This is a genomic window from Silvimonas iriomotensis, assembly GCF_014645535.1.
GTDB lineage: Bacteria > Pseudomonadota > Gammaproteobacteria > Burkholderiales > Chitinibacteraceae > Silvimonas > Silvimonas iriomotensis.
Genome location: NZ_BMLX01000002.1, coordinates 831,839 through 849,724 on the forward strand (window position 1 = coordinate 831,839; position 17,886 = coordinate 849,724).

20 protein-coding genes are annotated in these 17,886 nt (G+C 58.7%); 11 read left to right on the forward strand and 9 right to left on the reverse strand.

The features are described 5' to 3' along the window. Nucleotides 1-6 precede the first annotated feature (6 nt). The 6 genes from IEX57_RS10295 to ffh all read right to left on the reverse strand — a co-directional run bounded on the left by IEX57_RS10295 (nt 7) and on the right by ffh (nt 4,216). The gene (locus IEX57_RS10295; RefSeq protein WP_188704240.1) at nt 7-531 is read right to left on the reverse strand and encodes a methylated-DNA--[protein]-cysteine S-methyltransferase; all 525 of its coding nucleotides are present in this window, start codon (nt 529-531) and stop codon (nt 7-9) included. A gap of 106 nt (nt 532-637) precedes the next feature. After that, nucleotides 638-1,018 carry a 50S ribosomal protein L19 gene (rplS, locus tag IEX57_RS10300; protein WP_188704241.1) on the reverse strand — a complete coding sequence of 127 codons (381 nt, stop codon included), beginning with the start codon at nt 1,016-1,018 and terminating at the stop codon, nt 638-640. A gap of 4 nt (nt 1,019-1,022) precedes the next feature. Next, a complete protein-coding gene (gene trmD / locus IEX57_RS10305) occupies nt 1,023-1,823 on the reverse strand; it encodes a tRNA (guanosine(37)-N1)-methyltransferase TrmD (protein WP_188704242.1) in 801 nt (266 codons plus the stop codon). A gap of 28 nt (nt 1,824-1,851) precedes the next feature. Beyond that, nucleotides 1,852-2,400, reverse strand: coding sequence for a ribosome maturation factor RimM (rimM, locus tag IEX57_RS10310; RefSeq protein WP_308433863.1), 549 nt, complete (start codon nt 2,398-2,400; stop codon nt 1,852-1,854). A gap of 10 nt (nt 2,401-2,410) precedes the next feature. Next, nucleotides 2,411-2,662, reverse strand: a complete 252-nt coding sequence (gene rpsP / locus IEX57_RS10315) for a 30S ribosomal protein S16 (protein ID WP_184099752.1) — start codon at nt 2,660-2,662, stop codon at nt 2,411-2,413. Between the two features lie 210 nt (nt 2,663-2,872). After that, the gene (gene ffh, locus IEX57_RS10320) at nt 2,873-4,216 is read right to left on the reverse strand and encodes a signal recognition particle protein (protein WP_188704243.1); all 1,344 of its coding nucleotides are present in this window, start codon (nt 4,214-4,216) and stop codon (nt 2,873-2,875) included. A 249-nt stretch (nt 4,217-4,465) separates the two neighbouring features. On the opposite strand from ffh, the gene IEX57_RS10325 reads away from it, so the two are divergent. From IEX57_RS10325 to IEX57_RS10370, 10 genes are all read left to right on the forward strand, one after another. Next, nucleotides 4,466-5,278, forward strand: a complete 813-nt coding sequence (locus IEX57_RS10325) for a cytochrome C assembly family protein (protein ID WP_188704244.1) — start codon at nt 4,466-4,468, stop codon at nt 5,276-5,278. Between the two features lie 114 nt (nt 5,279-5,392). Then, entirely contained in the window at nt 5,393-6,661 is a 1,269-nt protein-coding gene (locus IEX57_RS10330) for an HlyC/CorC family transporter (RefSeq protein WP_188704245.1), read from the forward strand. 292 nt (nt 6,662-6,953) lie between these two features. Continuing rightward, entirely contained in the window at nt 6,954-8,663 is a 1,710-nt protein-coding gene (gene pilB / locus IEX57_RS10335) for a type IV-A pilus assembly ATPase PilB (RefSeq protein WP_308433864.1), read from the forward strand. A gap of 53 nt (nt 8,664-8,716) precedes the next feature. Continuing rightward, nucleotides 8,717-9,961 carry a type II secretion system F family protein gene (locus IEX57_RS10340; protein ID WP_188704246.1) on the forward strand — a complete coding sequence of 415 codons (1,245 nt, stop codon included), beginning with the start codon at nt 8,717-8,719 and terminating at the stop codon, nt 9,959-9,961. Further along, entirely contained in the window at nt 9,961-10,845 is an 885-nt protein-coding gene (locus IEX57_RS10345; protein ID WP_188704247.1) for a prepilin peptidase, read from the forward strand. Before IEX57_RS10340 ends, IEX57_RS10345 begins: the two co-directional genes overlap by 1 nt. A 13-nt stretch (nt 10,846-10,858) precedes the next feature. Next, a complete protein-coding gene (coaE, locus tag IEX57_RS10350) occupies nt 10,859-11,452 on the forward strand; it encodes a dephospho-CoA kinase (protein ID WP_188704248.1) in 594 nt (197 codons plus the stop codon). Nucleotides 11,453-11,623: 171 nt separating this feature from the next. Continuing rightward, entirely contained in the window at nt 11,624-12,382 is a 759-nt protein-coding gene (zapD, locus tag IEX57_RS10355) for a cell division protein ZapD (protein ID WP_188704249.1), read from the forward strand. 57 nt (nt 12,383-12,439) lie between these two features. Further along, nucleotides 12,440-12,637: a DNA gyrase inhibitor YacG gene (locus IEX57_RS10360; RefSeq protein WP_188704250.1), complete on the forward strand. Its 198-nt coding sequence runs from the start codon at nt 12,440-12,442 to the stop codon at nt 12,635-12,637. A 95-nt stretch (nt 12,638-12,732) separates the two neighbouring features. Continuing rightward, nucleotides 12,733-13,482 (forward strand): GNAT family N-acetyltransferase, encoded by a 750-nt coding sequence (locus tag IEX57_RS10365; RefSeq protein ID WP_229708954.1) that lies wholly within the window; start codon nt 12,733-12,735, stop codon nt 13,480-13,482. 169 nt (nt 13,483-13,651) lie between these two features. After that, entirely contained in the window at nt 13,652-14,536 is an 885-nt protein-coding gene (locus tag IEX57_RS10370; protein WP_188704252.1) for a lysophospholipid acyltransferase family protein, read from the forward strand. Between the two features lie 86 nt (nt 14,537-14,622). Here IEX57_RS10370 and IEX57_RS10375 read toward each other — a convergent pair whose 3' ends face one another. Beyond that, nucleotides 14,623-15,447, reverse strand: a complete 825-nt coding sequence (locus IEX57_RS10375) for a symmetrical bis(5'-nucleosyl)-tetraphosphatase (RefSeq protein ID WP_188704253.1) — start codon at nt 15,445-15,447, stop codon at nt 14,623-14,625. A 267-nt stretch (nt 15,448-15,714) separates the two neighbouring features. Here IEX57_RS10375 and IEX57_RS10380 point away from each other — a divergent pair, with 267 nt between their 5' ends. Further along, nucleotides 15,715-16,245: a helix-turn-helix domain-containing protein gene (locus tag IEX57_RS10380; RefSeq protein ID WP_188704254.1), complete on the forward strand. Its 531-nt coding sequence runs from the start codon at nt 15,715-15,717 to the stop codon at nt 16,243-16,245. Here the strand turns inward: IEX57_RS10380 and IEX57_RS10385 are convergent, their stop codons facing one another. Both IEX57_RS10385 and IEX57_RS10390 read right to left on the reverse strand, forming a co-directional pair. Next, nucleotides 16,246-16,998 (reverse strand): class I SAM-dependent methyltransferase, encoded by a 753-nt coding sequence (locus IEX57_RS10385; protein WP_188704255.1) that lies wholly within the window; start codon nt 16,996-16,998, stop codon nt 16,246-16,248. It lies immediately after the preceding gene. Then, nucleotides 16,995-17,837: a M90 family metallopeptidase gene (locus IEX57_RS10390; protein ID WP_188704256.1), complete on the reverse strand. Its 843-nt coding sequence runs from the start codon at nt 17,835-17,837 to the stop codon at nt 16,995-16,997. Before IEX57_RS10390 ends, IEX57_RS10385 begins: the two co-directional genes overlap by 4 nt. Nucleotides 17,838-17,886 lie beyond the last annotated feature (49 nt).

Sequence of the window (17,886 nt, forward strand, 5' to 3'; positions counted from 1 at the left end):
GGGGGATCACAGGTCCGAAAACAGATCACGGGTTTCTTTCAGCAGTAGCTGACGCTTGATCGGCACCCAGTCCACCCCGCCCCGGTGCGCGTTGAAACCACCCACCCCGCTGGCCGCCACCACCCGATGACACGGGATGATAAGCGGAACCGGATTCTGGCCGCAGGCACCGCCAACAGCCCGCGCCACCGATCCAATGGCGGTGGCAATGTCGGCATACGTCCGCGTTTCACCACAGGGAATCTGCGCAATCTGCTCCCACACCGCCATTTCATGCGCAGAACCAGACAGCTTGAGCGGCAGATCAAACACAAAATTCGGATCAGCAAACCAGGCCTGCAACTGCCGGGCAGCCTCAATAAGCAGCGGGTCTTGTGGGGGCTGCAATGGCGTGTCGGGCAGCGTGAAATCAATCCGGGCCAACGCTCCCTGACGGGCAATCAGCCCCAGACGCGCCACCGGGCTATCGATGACTGCATCGTAATGGTATTCAGAGAAGTCGTCGTTGAAAGTACGGGGCGAATCAGACATGGCGGCACAGGGCGGGCAAAGCATCATGCTACCCGCTCCCTGCCTCGTATGGACGAAAAAAAACGCGAGGTAGAAACCTCGCGTTTTATACCAACCGGAGCAGCGATCAGGCTGCAGTGGTGGTTTGCTTGCGTGCCGGCAGCTTTTCCTTGATACGTGCGGACTTGCCCGAACGATCGCGGAGGTAGTACAGCTTGGCGCGACGCACATCACCGCGGCGCTTCACTTCGATGGAAGCAACCAGCGGGGAATAGGTCTGGAAGGAACGCTCAACGCCGGTACCGGCGGAGATCTTGCGTACGATGAACGCGCTGTTCAGGCCGCGGTTACGCTTGGCGATCACAACACCTTCAAACGCTTGCAGACGTTCACGGTTACCTTCCTTAACCTTCACTTGAACGATAACGGTATCGCCAGGTGCGAATTCAGGAATGGTTTTGCCCAGACGGGCGATTTCTTCTTGTTCGAGCTTTTGAATCAGGTTCATGACCTTACTCCTTTACGAAACTTGTTCCTTCCTCTCCAGACTGGAGGGAGCCGGCTTGTGCCGCGTACTCCGCCTTGAAATCGGCCAGAAGACGAGTTTCTTCTTTCGAAAGCTGGCGGTGCTGCAAAAGGTCAGGACGGCGCAACCAGGTGCGGCCCAACGATTGCTTCAAACGCCAGCGACGTATGTTGGCATGATTTCCCGAAAGCAGCACTTCCGGCACCGCCATACCGCGGTATTCTTCGGGACGGGTGTAATGCGGGCAATCCAGCAACCCGTCCACGAATGAATCTTCTTGTGCACTGGCGGCGGTGTTCAGCACGCCAGGCAAATGTCTTGCTACTGCATCCATCAGCACCATGGCGGGAAGTTCTCCGCCAGAGAGCACGTAGTCGCCAACCGATATTTCCAGGTCAACCTGGCGCTGCAAAACGCGCTCGTCGACTCCTTCATAACGGCCGCACAACAGGATCAGGCCGGGTTCTGCCGCCAGTTGCAGCACACGCTCATGAGTGAGCGGCGCGCCCTGCGGCGACAGATAAACCACCTTGGGCGTAATGCCCAGTTGCGCCTGGCGCTGTCGGGCCGCATCAATGGCGTCTTCCAGCGGTTGCGGCAGCATCACCATGCCGGGGCCACCCCCATAGGGGCGATCATCGACACGGCGATAGTTGTCATGCGTGAAATCCCGGGGGTTCCAGCCGACAAAATCAATAATGCCCTGCTCCACTGCACGCTGGGTAATCCCGTAGCGCGTAATGGCCTCGAACATTTCAGGAAACAGCGTGATGGCATCGAAATGCATCTTCACCACCGTTTCCCTTTGTGTGACCTCAGTAGTCAAGACCCCAGTCCACCGTAATGATGCGGGCCGCCAGATCAACCTTGAGCACCACATGCCCGACAAAGGGAATGAGGCGTTCGGTATCACCGTCGCGCGCCACGATCACGTCGTTGGCGCCGGTCTCGAACAACTTTTCAACCACACCCAGACTCTGGCTTTCGGTGTTGACGATGGACAGACCAATCAGGTCAGCCCAGTAATACTCGTCTTCACCGGCCTGCGGCATTTCGCTACGCGGAATGGCCACCTGGCAGCCCTTGAGGGCAAATGCCTGGTCACGGTCATCCACGCCGGCAAAGCGCGCAGACAGCTTTTTAGGCTGCACCGAGGCTTCAACCACCTTGTAGGCGCGCCAGTTGCCATCGCGCCCGATCCACCACGTTTTGTAGTCGAGCAGGCTATCCGGGTATTCGGTATCCGCGACGATATTTACACCGCCACGAATGCCAAAAGCCCCGCTGATGTAGCCCATGGATACCAGATCATCCGGTACCGCAGTGGACGTGGCTTGCGGGGCAGTCGGTTTATTGCTGGTCACAGTCAACTGCTTAGGCAGCAGCCGGCTTGTAGCCCTTCAGCAGGCGAGCAACGGTGTCGCTCACTTGTGCGCCAACGCCAACCCAGTAGTTCACGCGGTCGAGCGCGAAACGGGTCGGTTCCTGGCCTTCACCAGCGGACGGGTCGTAGAAACCCACGCGCTCGATGAAGCGGCCATCGCGGCGGTTGCGCGAATCAGTAACAACAACATTGTAGAACGGACGGTCTTTAGCGCCGCCACGGGAAAGACGAATCACAACCATGATTGATACCCAGTTTGAAATCGGTTTACGCGAAACCAGCGATTGTAAGTGAAAAGCACAAGGCAATACAAGCCTTTATCTGCACCCTGCGCCGCGAACTGGTCATTTTCTGCATTTTTCGCACCTGTGCAAGGCGCGAACGTTGAAACATGAAACCCCGGGCAGCTTGAGTGTGTGGTGCTGTGGGTCAAGCTGCGCCGGCCGGTGAGTTTACATTCCCGGCAACATACCCTTCATGCCACGCATGAGCTTCATCATGCCGCCCTTGCTGAACTGTTTCATCATCTTCTGGGTTTCTTCAAACTGCTTGAGCAGGCGGTTGACTTCCTGCACGGAAACCCCGGCACCGATCGCGATACGACGCTTGCGGCTGGCCTTGATCAGCTCAGGCTTGCGGCGTTCCAGCGGGGTCATGGAATTGATGATGCCTTCAATCCGGGCCACCGATTTATCGGTCACCTGACTGCTGGCCATCTGGCTCATCTGGCCGGGCAACTTATCCAGCAAGGCGCCCATGCCGCCCATCTTTTTCATCTGGCCGATCTGCGACTTGAAGTCTTCCAGGTCAAAACCCTTGCCGGACTTGACCTTCTTCATCATTTGCAGTGCTTCGGCTTCGTCGACGGTTTTTTGTACGTCTTCGATCAGCGACAGCACATCGCCCATGCCCAGCACGCGGCTGGCCATACGATCCGGGTAGAACGGTTCCAGACCGTTGAGTTTTTCACCGACACCGACAAACTTGATCGGCTTGCCGGTGACTTCACGCACCGACAAGGCCGCGCCACCGCGCGAGTCACCATCAAGCTTGGTCAGGATCACGCCGGTCAGCGGCAGCGTTTCATTGAACGCACGCGCCACATTGACCGCATCCTGCCCCTGCATGGCGTCTACCACAAACAGGGTTTCAACCGGATTGATGGCGGCGTGCAGGTCCTTGATTTCGGCCATCATGGCGTCATCAATCGCCAGGCGACCAGCCGTATCGACGATCAGCACATCGTGAAAATGCTTTTTGGCGTAGTCGTGCGCGGCCAGTGCGATATCAACCGGCTTTTGCGAGACATCCGACGGGAACCACTCTACTTCCAGCTGTCCTGCCAGCGTCTTGAGCTGCTCGATCGCCGCCGGGCGATACACGTCAGTCGACACCAGCAGCACTTTCTTTTTCTGGGTTTCTTTCAGGCGTTTGGCCAGCTTGCCGGAGGTTGTCGTTTTACCGGCACCTTGCAGACCGGCCATCAGCACCACGGCCGGCGGTACGGCCGCCAGGTTGAGCGCGTCATTCTGCGCACCCATCAGGCGGGTCAGTTCTTCATACACCACACCAATAAAGGCCTGGCCCGGCGTCAGGCTGCCGATCACTTCCTGACCGAGCGCGCGTTCCTTGACGTCGTTAATGAATTTCTTGACCACCGGCAAGGCCACGTCGGCCTCCAGCAGCGCCATGCGCACTTCACGCAAAGCGTCCTGGATGTTGGCGTCGGTCAGGCGGGCCTGACCACGCAGGGTCTTGACCACGCCACTCAGGCGGTTGGAGAGGTTATCCAGCATAAATAAATTCTTCCCTGCCGCACTCGACGGGCAAGCGGGCGATATGGTGCCTCTGACAAGGTCCGGCGCCGGTCGCAGGCGCTGTTTCAGGCGATCTGTCACCGGGCAAACGGGCGCCGTAGTCCTGCTACGCGCGGGTTTGCGCCTGACATTTCGTCCTGAATCAGATCCAGCTGATTCCCGGACAGACGGGTACAGAGGTTCCCTGTTAGACTAAACAATTCGCTAATTCTAACTGATTTGATACCCGTGTCCTGGCTTGCGTTGATCGCCTTGTTCATTTATCTGACCCTGGGTTGGCATTTTTGCCGTACCCGCCTGGCTGGACGCGGGGTCATTCACACCGGCGCAGAGACTGCGCTGCTGCTGTTGGCGCTGGCCGTGCACGGCCTTGCGTTGTGGCCGCAACTGGCTGCCCCGCCGTTGCATTTTGGCGCCGCAGAAGCGCTGTCGATGATTGCCTGGCTAGCCCTGATTACCTATCTGCTGGGTCATCTAGCCTTTCCGCTGGAAGGTCTGCAACCGCCCGTCATGGGATTAACGGTGGTGTTGCTTGGGCTGAGCCTGTTGCTGCCACCCGGCCATGTCCTTACCTATGCGCAAAATGGTGTATCGCGCCTGCATTTCCTGGCCGCGATGCTGGCTTATGGTCTTTTTACCAATGCCACCGGTGTCGCCATCCTGATGCGCCTGGCTGACCGCCGCCTGCATCACGCCTCTGCCAGCCTGCTGGTCCAGAAGTTGCCGCCCTTGCTGGCGCTGGAACGCCTGTTGTTTGCCTGCATCAGTGTCGGCTTTTTGCTGCTGACCATTGCACTGGTGACCGGCATTACCTTCAGCGAGGAAATCTTTGGCCGGGCGCTGGAGTTCAACCACAAGATCGTGCTGTCGGTGGCCGCCTGGGCGGTATACGGGCTGTTGCTGCTGGGCCGCCGTTTGCGCGGCTGGCGCGGCCGTGTTGCCACGCTGTGGACAACAACCGGCTTCTTCCTGTTGATCCTGGGCTATATCGGCAGCCGCTTTGTGCTGGATGTGATTCTGCACAAGCCCGGCATTGGTTGAGACCCGGATCTGAGGAACACGGCGCGGGCCGCCATGCCGGCGTCATTGGCCGACGCGGCGTCGATGCGGCCAGCACTGCTATAATCCGTCCCATTATCATTGTGGAATGCCGCTTTGGACGACATCCCTTCAGGTGAGCTGGTCATTGCCCTGATCATCTGCCTGTTCAGTTCCGCTTTTTTCTCCGCTTCAGAAACCGCCATGATGGCGGTGAACCGTTTTCGCCTGAAGGCGCTGGCCCAACAGGGCAATCGCGGCGCCCTGCTCACCCTCAAGTTACTGGAACACACTGATCGGCTGCTCGGCGTGATCTTGCTGGGTAACACGCTGATCAACACCGCCACGGCTACGCTGGCAACATTGATCACCACGCGCTTCTTTGCCGACAATCATTTCGCGCTGGGTGCAGCCACCTTGCTGGTGGCCTTTGCCATTCTGGTGTTCTCCGAGGCGACCCCGAAGGTCATTGCCGCAACACACCCTGACCGCTCTGCATTGCTAGCCAGCTACCCGCTGACCGTGATGCTGCGCATCTTTTATCCGGCGGTCTGGTTCATCAATCTGTTTGTGCACGGCATGCTGCGGCTATTGCATCTGCAAGGCAAAAAACACGATCACGGCAGCCTGCGACCGGAAGAATTGCGCATGCTGGTGCTTGAATCCGGCCGCTTCATGGAAAAGAAGCACCACGCCATTCTGGTCAACCTGTTTGAGCTGACCAATATCACGGTTGATGACGTGATGACGCCGCGACACCAGATCGAGGCACTGGATCTGTCCGCCGAACAAGAAGAACTGGCGCGCCAGTTATATACCTGTCACCACACCCGTTTGCCGGTATTTGAAGACAATCCGGACAACATGGTCGGTATTTTGCATACCCGCAAAGCGCTCTCGCTCAGTGAAGATGAGCTGACCGGCAATACCTTGCGCACCTTGATCCGGCCGCCTTATTTCATTCCGTCAGGCACGCCGCTCTTTACCCAATTGCAGAATTTCCAGGAAAACCGCCGCCGGATCGGCCTTGTGGTCGATGAATATGGTGAATTGCGTGGGCTGGTGACACTGGAAGATATTCTTGAGCAGATTATTGGCGAATTCACCACCAATGCACCGTCCGCCGGATCACGTCTGGAAAAGCAATCCGACGGCAGCTATTTGCTGGATGGCTCCATGAGCCTGCGTGAACTCAACCGCAAGCTCAAACGCAATTTCCCGCTGGATGGCCCCAAGACCCTCAACGGGCTGGTGCTGGAATATTTTGAGGATATTCCGGATGCAGGCACTTGCCTTGCCATTGCCGGAGAAAGACTGGAAATTGTCCAGACCCAGGATAGAAGTATCAAAGTAATTCGTTTGTATCCACTGGCCACGACGCATTGATTGCGTCAGCAATCCGGGCAATACTCCAGCCGCACGCATATTTGTGCCGAAAGCGCGACACCGTTCAGCGCCGCGTTTCGGTGGCTTGCCGAAAGGCTCAGAATGCGCACAATACGCCATTGTCTTTGCTAGACTGGTTAATGGCCGCCAGAACCCGGCCTTGGCGCAATTGCAATTCCTGATGCTTTTGTCTGTCTGCAGACTGACAAATGGATTTGTTTAAACCGGATCGACAATAGCGCGCCCTGATTCTGGCGTTGGTCGAAACCTGCATGAATTGAATACGGCGATCATGTCTACCACTACTGCCCCCATTTCCGGCCTGGCGCGTTTGCTGGTTCAGCACGGGCGACTGGCTGAAGCCGATATCGAAGCCATTCACGGCGCCGCTGGCGACGGCAAATCGTCTTTTATCGAGCAATTGATCCAGAGCAGGAAAATGACCGGCAAGGAAGTCGCCGAGTTTTCCTCACAGGCATTCGGCTATCCGCTGCTGGATCTGGACCAGATTGACGACAGCTACATTCCGCAAGGCGTCCTTGATCCCAAGTTGATGACGGCCCAGCGCATTGTGCCGCTGTACAAGCGTGGAACCCGGCTGTTCATCGGTATTTCTGACATCACCAATCTGCAGGCGCTGGAAGAAGTCCGCTTCCAGACAGGCCAGCAGATCGAACCGATCATTGTCGAAGACGGCAAGCTGCTGACCCTGCAGGCCAAACTGGTTGAAGCCTCGGGCGCCAGCATCAAGGACCTGCAAGTCAACGAGTCCGACCTTGACCTGCAAGGTGGTGAAGAAGAGCAGCAGCAGGAAGTCAACACAGTCGACGTCGATGATGCCCCGGTCGTCAAATACATCCAGAAAATCCTGCTTGATGCGATCAAGGCGGAAGCCTCTGACATTCACTTCGAGCCCTATGAGAAGTTCTACCGCATCCGTTACCGGCAGGACGGCATCTTGCGTGAAGTGGCCCAGCCGCCACTGGCGATCAAGGAAAAGATCGCTTCCCGGATCAAGGTGATCTCCAAACTCGATATTGCCGAAAAACGCGTCCCGCAAGATGGCCGGATGAAGCTGGTACTGTCCCGCACCCGCGCCATCGACTTCCGGGTATCGACCCTGCCCACGCTGCACGGCGAGAAGATTTGTATCCGTATTCTTGACCCGTCATCCGCCACGCTGGGGATTGATGCGCTCGGCTACGATCCGGACCAGAAAGAGGCCCTGCTGCATGCCATCAACCGGCCGTATGGCATGGTGCTGGTCACCGGCCCGACCGGCTCGGGCAAAACGGTGTCGCTGTATACCTGCCTGAACATCCTGAATGTGCCGGGCACCAATATTTCGACGGCGGAAGACCCTGCTGAAATCAACCTGGCGGGCGTCAACCAGGTCAACGTGAATGAAAAAGCCGGTCTGACCTTTGCGGTCGCGCTCAAGGCGTTCCTGCGGCAGGATCCGGACATCATCATGGTCGGTGAAATCCGTGACCTTGAAACCGCCGATATCGCGATCAAGGCGGCGCAGACGGGTCACATGGTGTTCTCTACCCTGCACACCAACGACGCGCCCACCACATTGACGCGGATGTTGAACATGGGCGTTGCGCCGTTCAACGTCGCTTCGTCGGTGATCCTGATTACCGCCCAGCGTCTGGGCCGTCGTTTGTGCTCAAGCTGCAAGCAGCCCGCGGACATTCCGCACGAGGCACTGCTGGACGCCGGTTTTACCGAAGCAGACCTCGATGGCAGCTGGACACCCTACAAACCTGTGGGTTGTGACATCTGTAAAGGTACCGGCTATAAGGGCCGCGTGGGCATTTATCAGGTCATGCCGATCTCGGACGAAATGAACCGTATCATTATGAAAAACGGCACGGCGATCGATATTGCGGACCAGGCACAACGTGAAGGCGTGCGCGATCTGCGTCGATCCGGCCTGATCAAAGTGAAGCTGGGTGTGACATCGCTTGAAGAAATCATGGCGATCACCAACGAATAATCGCAAACGCGGCAAAACAAAGGCGCGCCAGCGCGCCGCAAGGGGACCAATCAATGGCGACAAGTACTGCCCGACCGTCATCCAGGCAGCAACAGCTCAAGGTCAAGGAATACACCTATAGCTGGGAAGGCAAGGATCGCAACGGCAAGATCATCAAGGGCGAGAGCCGTGCCAGCGGCGAGGCTGTGATCAAGACGCACCTGCGCCGTCAGGGCATCAACGTCATCCGTGTCAAACGCCAGCGCGTTGGCAGCGGCAAGAAGATCACGGATGAAGATATCACCATGTTCACCCGCCAGCTGTCGACCATGCTCAAGTCGGGCGTGCCGCTGCTGTTGTCGTTCGATATCGTGGCCAAGGGCCACAGCAATCCGTCAGTGACCAAGCTCTTGCTTGATATCAAGGCCGAGATTGAAGCGGGTTCGTCCATGACGCAGGCTTTCCGCAAGCATCCCAAGTACTTTGATGCCTTGTACTGCAACCTGCTGCAGGCCGGTGAACAGGCCGGTATTCTGGATACGTTGCTGGCACGCCTGGCGACGTACAAAGAAAAAATGCTGTCGGTGAAAAAGAAGATCAAATCCGCCATGTTCTACCCGACGGCGGTGATCGTGGCGGCCTTCATCATTACCGCCGTGATCATGATTTTCGTGATTCCGGCGTTCAAGGATCTGTTCTCCAGTTTCGGCGCCGATTTGCCGGGCCCGACGCTGTTGGTGATGGCGATCTCGGATTATTTTGTCCACTACTGGTGGCTGATTTTCGGCGTCATCTTTGGCGGCATCTGGGGCTTCAAACGCCTGTGGGCCCGTTCGGAAGCGGTGCAGATCGCCATTGACCGCTGGGTGCTGAAACTGCCGGTGCTGGGCGAGATCATGCGTAATTCGGTGCTGGCGCGCTGGAGCCGTACGCTCTCGACCATGTTCGCCGCCGGTGTGCCGCTGGTGGAGTCGCTGGAGTCCGTGGGCGGTGCGGCCGGTAACTACATTTATCGCCAGGCAACGCGCAAGATCCAGACAGAAGTCGCGACCGGTACCAGCCTGACTTCGGCCATGCAGAACGTGAACGTCTTCCCCAATATGGTCTTGCAGATGACGGCCATCGGTGAAGAGTCCGGTTCGCTCGATTCCATGCTGGGCAAGGTTGCCGACTACTACGAAGAAGAAGTGGATAACGCGGTGGAAGCGCTGTCCAGCTTGATGGAGCCAATCATCATGGTCGTTCTGGGCACCTTGATTGGCGGCCTCGTGGTAGCGATGTATCTGCCCATCTTCAAAATGGGTCAGGCGGTCGGCTAATGCACGATTATGCTTTGCTGTTTTCCCAAAACCCGCTGCTGTTCGGCGGGTTTTGTTTGCTTCTGGGTTTGCTGGTTGGCAGCTTTCTCAATGTGGTGATTCACCGCTTGCCCCGGATGATCGAGGCGCAATTTCGTCTGGAATGCGCCGCCCTGGATTTGCCGCCGGAAGAGCCGCTGCCGCAACCCGAGACGCGCTACAACCTTGTCGTGCCGCGCTCGGCCTGCCCCACTTGCGGCCATCAGATCAGTGCGCTGGAGAACATTCCGGTGCTCAGCTGGCTGGCCCTGGGTGGCAAATGCCGCGGCTGCCGCTCCCCGATCAGTATCCGTTACCCTGCGGTTGAATTGCTGACCGGCCTGATGACGGCGTTTACTGGCATGCATCTGGGCTTTGGCCTGCATGCCATTGCGGCGATCGTCATCACCTGGGCGCTGATTGCGCTGTTCTTCATTGATGCCGATACCTATCTGTTGCCTGACAGCATCACTCTGCCCTTGATGTGGGCCGGCATGCTGTTCAACCTGGGTGATCAGGGCTTCACCAGCCTGTCTTCGTCCGTGATCGGTGCGGCGGCGGGTTATCTCGTGCTCTGGAGCGTCTTCTGGTTGTTCAAGCTGGCGACCGGCAAAGAAGGCATGGGCTATGGCGATTTCAAACTGCTGGCGGCGCTGGGCGCCTGGTTTGGTTGGCAAAGCCTGCCGGTGATCGTGCTGCTCTCTTCCGTTGCCGGCGCGCTGATCGGCATGACGATGGTGATGGCGGCAAAACGCGGCTTTGGCAAACCCATGCCGTTCGGCCCGTATCTGGCACTGGCAGGCTGGGGCATGCTGATCTGGGGCCCGCAGCTGCAAGCGCTGTTGTTCGGCAACCTTCTTTTCTGAGCAAAAGCACATCATGCGCGTGATCGGTCTGACTGGCGGAGCAGGAAGTGGCAAATCCACGGCGGCCCGCCTGTTTGCCGAACTGGGCGCCGGGGTGATCGACACCGACGACATCGCGCACGCGCTGTCGCGCCCACCTTCAGCCGCACTCGATGAAGTCCGTCAGGTCTTCGGGGATGACTTCATCGCGGCCGACGGCACCATGGATCGCGCGCGGATGCGCGAACTGGTCTTTGCTGATCCGGCCGCCCGGGCGCGGCTGGAGGCCATTTTTCATCCGCGCATTCTGGATTCGGCACAGTCACAGTTGCGGGCGCTGGAACACCGGCATGACTACACGCTGCTGGTGGTCCCGCTGCTGTTTGAAACCGGAAATTTTTTGCCACTGGTGTCCAGCACGCTGGTGGTCGATTGCCCGGTTGACCAGCAACGGGCACGCCTGGCAGAACGCGGGCTGGACCCGCAGGCCATTGACCGGCTGCTGGCAGCACAGTTGTCGCGTGAAGCGCGCCTGGCCCGTGCCGATGCGGTGATCGACAACAACAGCACCCTTGAAGCCCTGACCTGTCAGGTCAGGCAATTGCACGCTCAATTCAGCGCCGGCTGACAGATACAATCGCGCACGGCTGCTATTTTTCGCCTATGGTTAGCAGCAAGAACGCTCAATCGGGCGCGACATATGTGAAATTGGCACTGGTAAACTTACAGACGGGTTTTCAAACGTCCTGGCTTGCTGCAAAATTGATCATCTTTGCCTCCCCTACCTGCCCGGCACACTGTGATTAGCTACGAATTTCCCATTAACGAGCGGATTCGCACCCTGCTGCGTCTGGAAGACATCTACGACCGGACAACCACGCTGGCTGCACGGGAGCATCCGCTTGACCATCACATGGCGCTGATAGGGTTGTTCGAAATCATGGAGGTGGCCAGCCGGGCCGATCTGAAATCCGATCTGCTGCAGGAACTGGAGCGTCAACGGCAGTCATTGTCGGCTTTACGCCACAATCCGCATATTTCGGAAGAAGCGCTGGAGCGGGTACTTTCCGACATAGAAGACACCCACGGCCAGCTCTTGCAGATGACCGGCAAGGTCGGCCAGTACCTGCGTGAAAACGAGTGGCTGATGGCCATCAAGCAACGCCTGGCCATTCCGGGTGGCGCTTGCGAGTTTGACCTGCCCTCTTATCACTACTGGCGTCAGCAGGCCCCGGAACGCCGCAAGGCCGATCTGGAGCGCTGGCTGGCCCCGCTGATGCCGATTCGCCACGGGATCCAGATCGTGCTGCGGCTACTGCGTGATTCGGCCAAGGTGTCGCACTTTACCGCGCGCCAGGGCTCGTTCCAGCAGATGTCCGGCGGCAAAACCATCCAGATGCTGCGTGTGACCTTGCCGTCTGATCTGCCGGTGGTGCCGGAATTATCGGCCAACCGTTATGCGATCAACGTGCGCTTTATCCAGCCGTCCACCTCGGGCGACCGGACCAAAGTGGTCGAAGCCGATATTGAATTTGCCCTGAGCTACTGCAATCTGTAACGCTGTAACAACAGATGCATATTCGCGCAACCTTGCTGCGAACTGATAGAAACACCCATGACACAAAGTAAACCACGGCTTGTCACCTGCCCGTCGTGCAAAAAGCAGAGTGAGTATTCGGCCGGAAATCCCTTCCGTCCGTTCTGCTGCGAGCGTTGCCGGCTCATTGATCTGGGCAGCTGGGCAGCCGAGAACTATCGCGTCCCGGTTGAGGACGATCCCTTCGACGAATCCGCTCCGCCACGCCTGTCATAATCCGGCCATCCTGGTGTCACGGTTTCTTCAATTAACCGTCATTGCATGGTCATGCGTCCCGCTTAATTTCTCTCCATACCCACAGGAGGGAAATGATGCTCCAGACTCAAAATACCGCACCGGCCACCAAAAAGCGTCGTCTGACCGTGACGCTGGCACAGCATGAAGATGCGGTCCGCGCAGCACAGGCCTTGCGCTACCGCGTCTTTGCCGACGAAATGGGCGCCCGCATTCACACCCGCGAGGCCGGCCTTGATCAAGACCTGTTTGATGCCTACTGCGACCATTTGCTGGTGCAGAACGAAGACACCGGCGAAGTCGTCGGCACCTATCGCATTCTGCCGCCGCACCAGGCCCGCAAACTGGGCAGCTATTACTCCGATACCGAATTTGACCTGACCCGTCTGTCGCACATCCGCTCGCAGATCGTCGAGATCGGCCGTTCCTGCGTGCACCCGGATTACCGCACCGGCGCGACCATCACCTTGCTGTGGAGCGGTCTGGCCGCCTACATGCGTGAACGCAACTACCGCTACCTGGTGGGTTGCGCCAGCGTCTCGCTGGCCGATGGTGGTCACACTGCCGCCAGCATCTACAACAAGCTGGCTGAAACTGCGATGGGCCCGGTGGAATGGCGCGTGTTCCCGCGTTGCCCGCTGCCCCTGGCTGCGCTGAACCAGAAGCTGGATGTGGAAATCCCGGCGCTGATCAAGGGTTATCTGCGTGCGGGTGCCCAGCTGTGCGGCACCCCGGCCTGGGACCCAGATTTCAACACGGCTGACCTGTTCCTGTTGCTGTCCATGCATCAGGTTGACGACCGCTACGCACGCCATTTCATGCGCTGATCACGGTTTCGTCGTCTGTGCGAGACAGTCTGTAATATGACCATTTCGACACCAGACACAAGCAGCTACACTGAACTTGTCTTTTATCAGAATTGAAACAGTCGGGGCGCGTTTTTTCCTCAGAATATTGAGGACACACAAGAAAACACGCCCCACTGTGTCGAATGCCATGTCGCTTACCCGTACTGCGCTGCGTATCAGCCGCCTTTCCCGTTTTGCCCTGCATCTGACACGTGCACTGTACGTGGGTTCTGTGCGTTTTCCGCGTCTGAGCCAGCAACAACGCATCGACTACACCCACTGGTGGTCCATGCGGCTGGCGCAGATCCTGGGCATTACGGTGCGCGTGCAAGGCATTGCCCCTGGCCGTTACCCGCCCAATCACCTGTTGCTGTCCAACCACATTTCCTGGCTGGATATCTTCATCCTTAACGCGGTGACGGTGTCGCGTTTTGTTGCCAAGTCTGAAATCCGCGAATGGCCGCTGATCGGGCGTCTGTGCTGCCATACCGGCACACTGTTTATTGAGCGCGAGAAAAAACGCGATGCCCATCGCGTCAACAACGCCATGATCGAGGCCTTGCAGTCCGAGCATTGCGTTGCGGTCTTCCCGGAAGGCACCACGTCTGACGGCTCGCGCATTCTGCCGTTCCGTTCGTCGCTGATGCAGGCCGCACTCGATAGCCATGCCACGATCCAGCCGGTGTATCTGCGCTACACCGATGCAGATGGCAACTACAATCCGATCCCGGCGTATATCGACGATATGTCGATTGTCAGTTCGCTGTGGCAGATTCTGGGCGCGCGCGGTTTGCATGCAGAGATCAACTTCCTGGCGCCGTTTCCGGCGGACCACGCTGACCGCCGCCATCTGACGCAGTTTGTCGAGTCCCGTATTTCGGCGGCGCATCGTGCCCTGAATGAAGGGGATGGCAATTGCGACGCGCTGTTTGCACCGGTCAGCCCGGCCAATTGCGCGCCGGCTGAAGCCTGTTCGCAAGACAATCCGTCTGATCTGGAAGAAAACCTGGCCGCCCGGCATATCCCGGTGTAACCGCCGGCAGCACGCTGTATGTATCCATCAAAAAGGCCGGTACTCCATCAGGAGGCCGGCCTTTTGCATGCAGGGCTGCGGGTGGTTTATTCGGCGGCGACTTCCTGATAGCTGCGCAGTGCCGGTTGCTGGATCACCGCGGCGGTATCCAGGTTCACGGCAGTCAGTTGACCACCCCAGATACAGCCGGTGTCGGTTGCCCAGACCTCATCATTCATGCGCAAGCCCAGCGCCGACCAGTGACCGCACAGCACACGCGGCGTGCGCTTGCGTCCTTGCGCTGCAAACCAGGGCTGCAAGCCGGCCGGGGCCTGATCCAGCTCACCCTTGTACTTGAGCTGCAGGTTCAGGTCTTTGTCGACAAACCGCATGCGAGTGCAGGCGTTGACGGTAAAGCGCAAGCGCTCGGTCTTGTTTTTGGCGTCGCTCCAGTGCGCGGGCTGGCTGCCGTACATGTCTTCCAGAAACGCGCGCCATTGCTCGCCACGCAAGGTGGCCTCGACCGCGGCGGCGGCTTCCAGCGCTTTTTCCTTGTTCCAGCCTGGCCAGACGCCGGCATGCACCAGCAGCGCATCGCCCAGATCCAGCATCAGCGGCTGGTAGCGCAGCCACTCACAGAACGCGGCACATTGCGGATGATCCAGAATGGCATCCAGCGTATCGCCCGCCTTGCGTTTGGCAATGCCGGCGGCCACCGCCAGCAGGTGCAGATCGTGATTGCCCAGCACCGTTTGCACCGCGCTGCCCTGCCCCATGATCCAGCGCAGCACCTCCAGCGACTGCGGACCGCGGTTGACGAGATCCCCGACCAGCCACAGGCGGTCACGGCTGGCGTCAAATTCCAGCTTGTCCAGCAACAGGGTCAATTCTTCAAAACAGCCTTGGATGTCTCCGATTACATAACGCGCCATTCGTATCCCTTGCCCAGACCAGCGTGCAAAGCGTCGCACGCAAACATGTGCTCAATTATACGCAGTGCCATCCGGTCACGCTGCAGGGCAACACGCTTGGGAGCCCGCTGAAAGGTCAAAAATGGTTGGTTTTGCAATAATCAGGGATACAGCTTATGCGAATTTAAGATGAATCCCATGGATCGTAATTTGCCTGGTCGATAACTTAAGCGCCTGATCACGGCGCTCTCTGATGCGGCGCCGTTTTACGCTGAGGGGAGCGGCCACGTGAGAATCGGATATCTGCTGTACAACGGGGGGACGGACATTGACCAGTTGCGTCGCCACATGATGCAAAAACTCAATTGCCAGGCGGTGTTTGTCGATCCTGGGCCGCATACGCGCCGGCAGTTGTCGATGGCGCTGACCAGTATGGTGAGTCATGACACACTGGTGATCGAGTCGATCAAGCAATCCGGCTTCAGCGCTTTCCAGTTTCTGTCCTTGCTGGAGCAGATCGACCGCCGTGGCGCGACGCTGGAAGTCGCCTCGCCCATGTTGAGCTCCAGCCAGCCTGAAGGTCAGCAGTTGCTGCTTGATCTGTTGATCCGGCAATTGCGTTCGGAACGGCCGGGCAACAGCCGTCACCTGAGCAAGCGCCGGGGTCGCCGTCCCAAACTGGATGCCGACGCCATGCGCCAGATTGCTGAGCGTTTGCGGGCCGGCCTCAATACGCGTGATATCGCGCGGCATATGGATGTCTCGATCGCCACGCTGTACCGCTACAAGCGGCTGATCGAAGACAACAACGAAGTCTGATCAGGCGTCGCGCAGCGGCAGGTAGGCATCAAACCGCGTGCTTTCACCGTCAAAGCTGAAATCCGGTTTGACACCGGCCAGCCAGGGTGCGGTACGCGGGCGTTTGACCACCACGCGCTGGCGCGCGATCTTGCGCGCGGGGGCCAGCAGCACATCGGCATCGGCATCGCCGCCAATCAGCGACTGGAAGGCGTGCATGTCCTTTTTGGCACGGGCGCGCTTGTCCGGCTCCGGAAACATCGGGTCCAGATAGACAACATCGTAGCTGGCCGGCTGGCCTTGTTCCGGCAGCCACTGGCGAGCGTCATGGTGTTCCAGCCGCATCCGGCTGACAATCAACGCGATGTCCGGGTCGGTCAGGCCACGCCGCAGACCGTCGGCCAGCAGCGCGCAGGCAACGGCATTGCGTTCCAGCAAATGCACCGTACAACCCAGCGTGGCCAGCACAAAGGCATCGCGCCCAAGCCCGGCCGTTGCATCCAGCACCGTGGGGGTGTTGCCGCTTTTCAGGCCCACCGCTTTGGCCACAGGTTGCCCGCGACCGCCGCCAAATTTGCGCCGGTGCGCCTGTGCGCCTTCGATCAGATCGACTTCGACGCGCGCTTTTTCCCCGACTTCGGCCAAGGCCAGCCGTTCGCGCTCCCACACAAGGTAATGCCCTGTTGCGGGCGCCGCATCCAGCAAGGGCAGACCCAGTTGCGCGGCCAGTTGCGCGCCTGCGCTGTCGGCCGGCGCCAGTACACCAACGCTCATGCCCAGCCTCCGGGCACGGGTGTCGGGATGGCCGGGCCCAGATCCAGCGGTTCAAAGGCGGGGCGATACCGTACTGCCGGCAAGCGTTTGACCGGGTCCTGGCGGTAAAACAGTTTGAGTTGCTCGTAGATACGCGGGTAATGCGTCACGAGCGCGTGGGGCGTTTCGAAGAAATATTCACTGAACACGGCAAAGCACTCTGCGGGGGACTCGGCAGCATACAGGTCTATGGGGCTGTACATGTTGTATTCCGCCAACCGGACAAGCTGGTTATACGCTTGCGAAAACGCGGTTTTCCACTCGGACGCGTCCATGCCGGCGTGCAGCGGCGGGCGGCCATTGGCGTCGCCATTGCGCATATCCAGTTTGTGCGCGAACTCGTGAATGACCACATTCCAGCCATCCAGCCACGGCGATTGCGAGACATCCAGCCAGGATAACAACACGGGCCCTTCCGGCCGTGCCTGACCGGCCAGGTGTTGTTCGTACTCGTGCACCAGGCCGATATGATCGGTATAGCGGTCGCGCGACAGAAACTGCCCTGGATACACCACCACCTCTGACCAGTCGTCATAGGCGTCGAAATCCAGGTTCATGATCGGCAACACGGCCTGCGCGGCCAGGATTACGCGGGCCTGTTCGTTCAGCTCCAGGCCATGCAGCGGGGTGATGGTTTTGGTGTGCAAAAACCAGGCCGCATGCTCGCGCAGCCGCTGCCGTTCTGGCGCGGTCAGGCCAATGAACAGCGGCAGATCGATCGCCGTTTGCCACAACGCGTCGTCAACGGGATTGGCCGCCAGGAAACTGGCGCGACGGCGCTGGCGCAAAAATCCGAACATGCGGGCTCAACCAGTAAAAGGTGACCCGAATGAAGTGAGGGGGAATTGC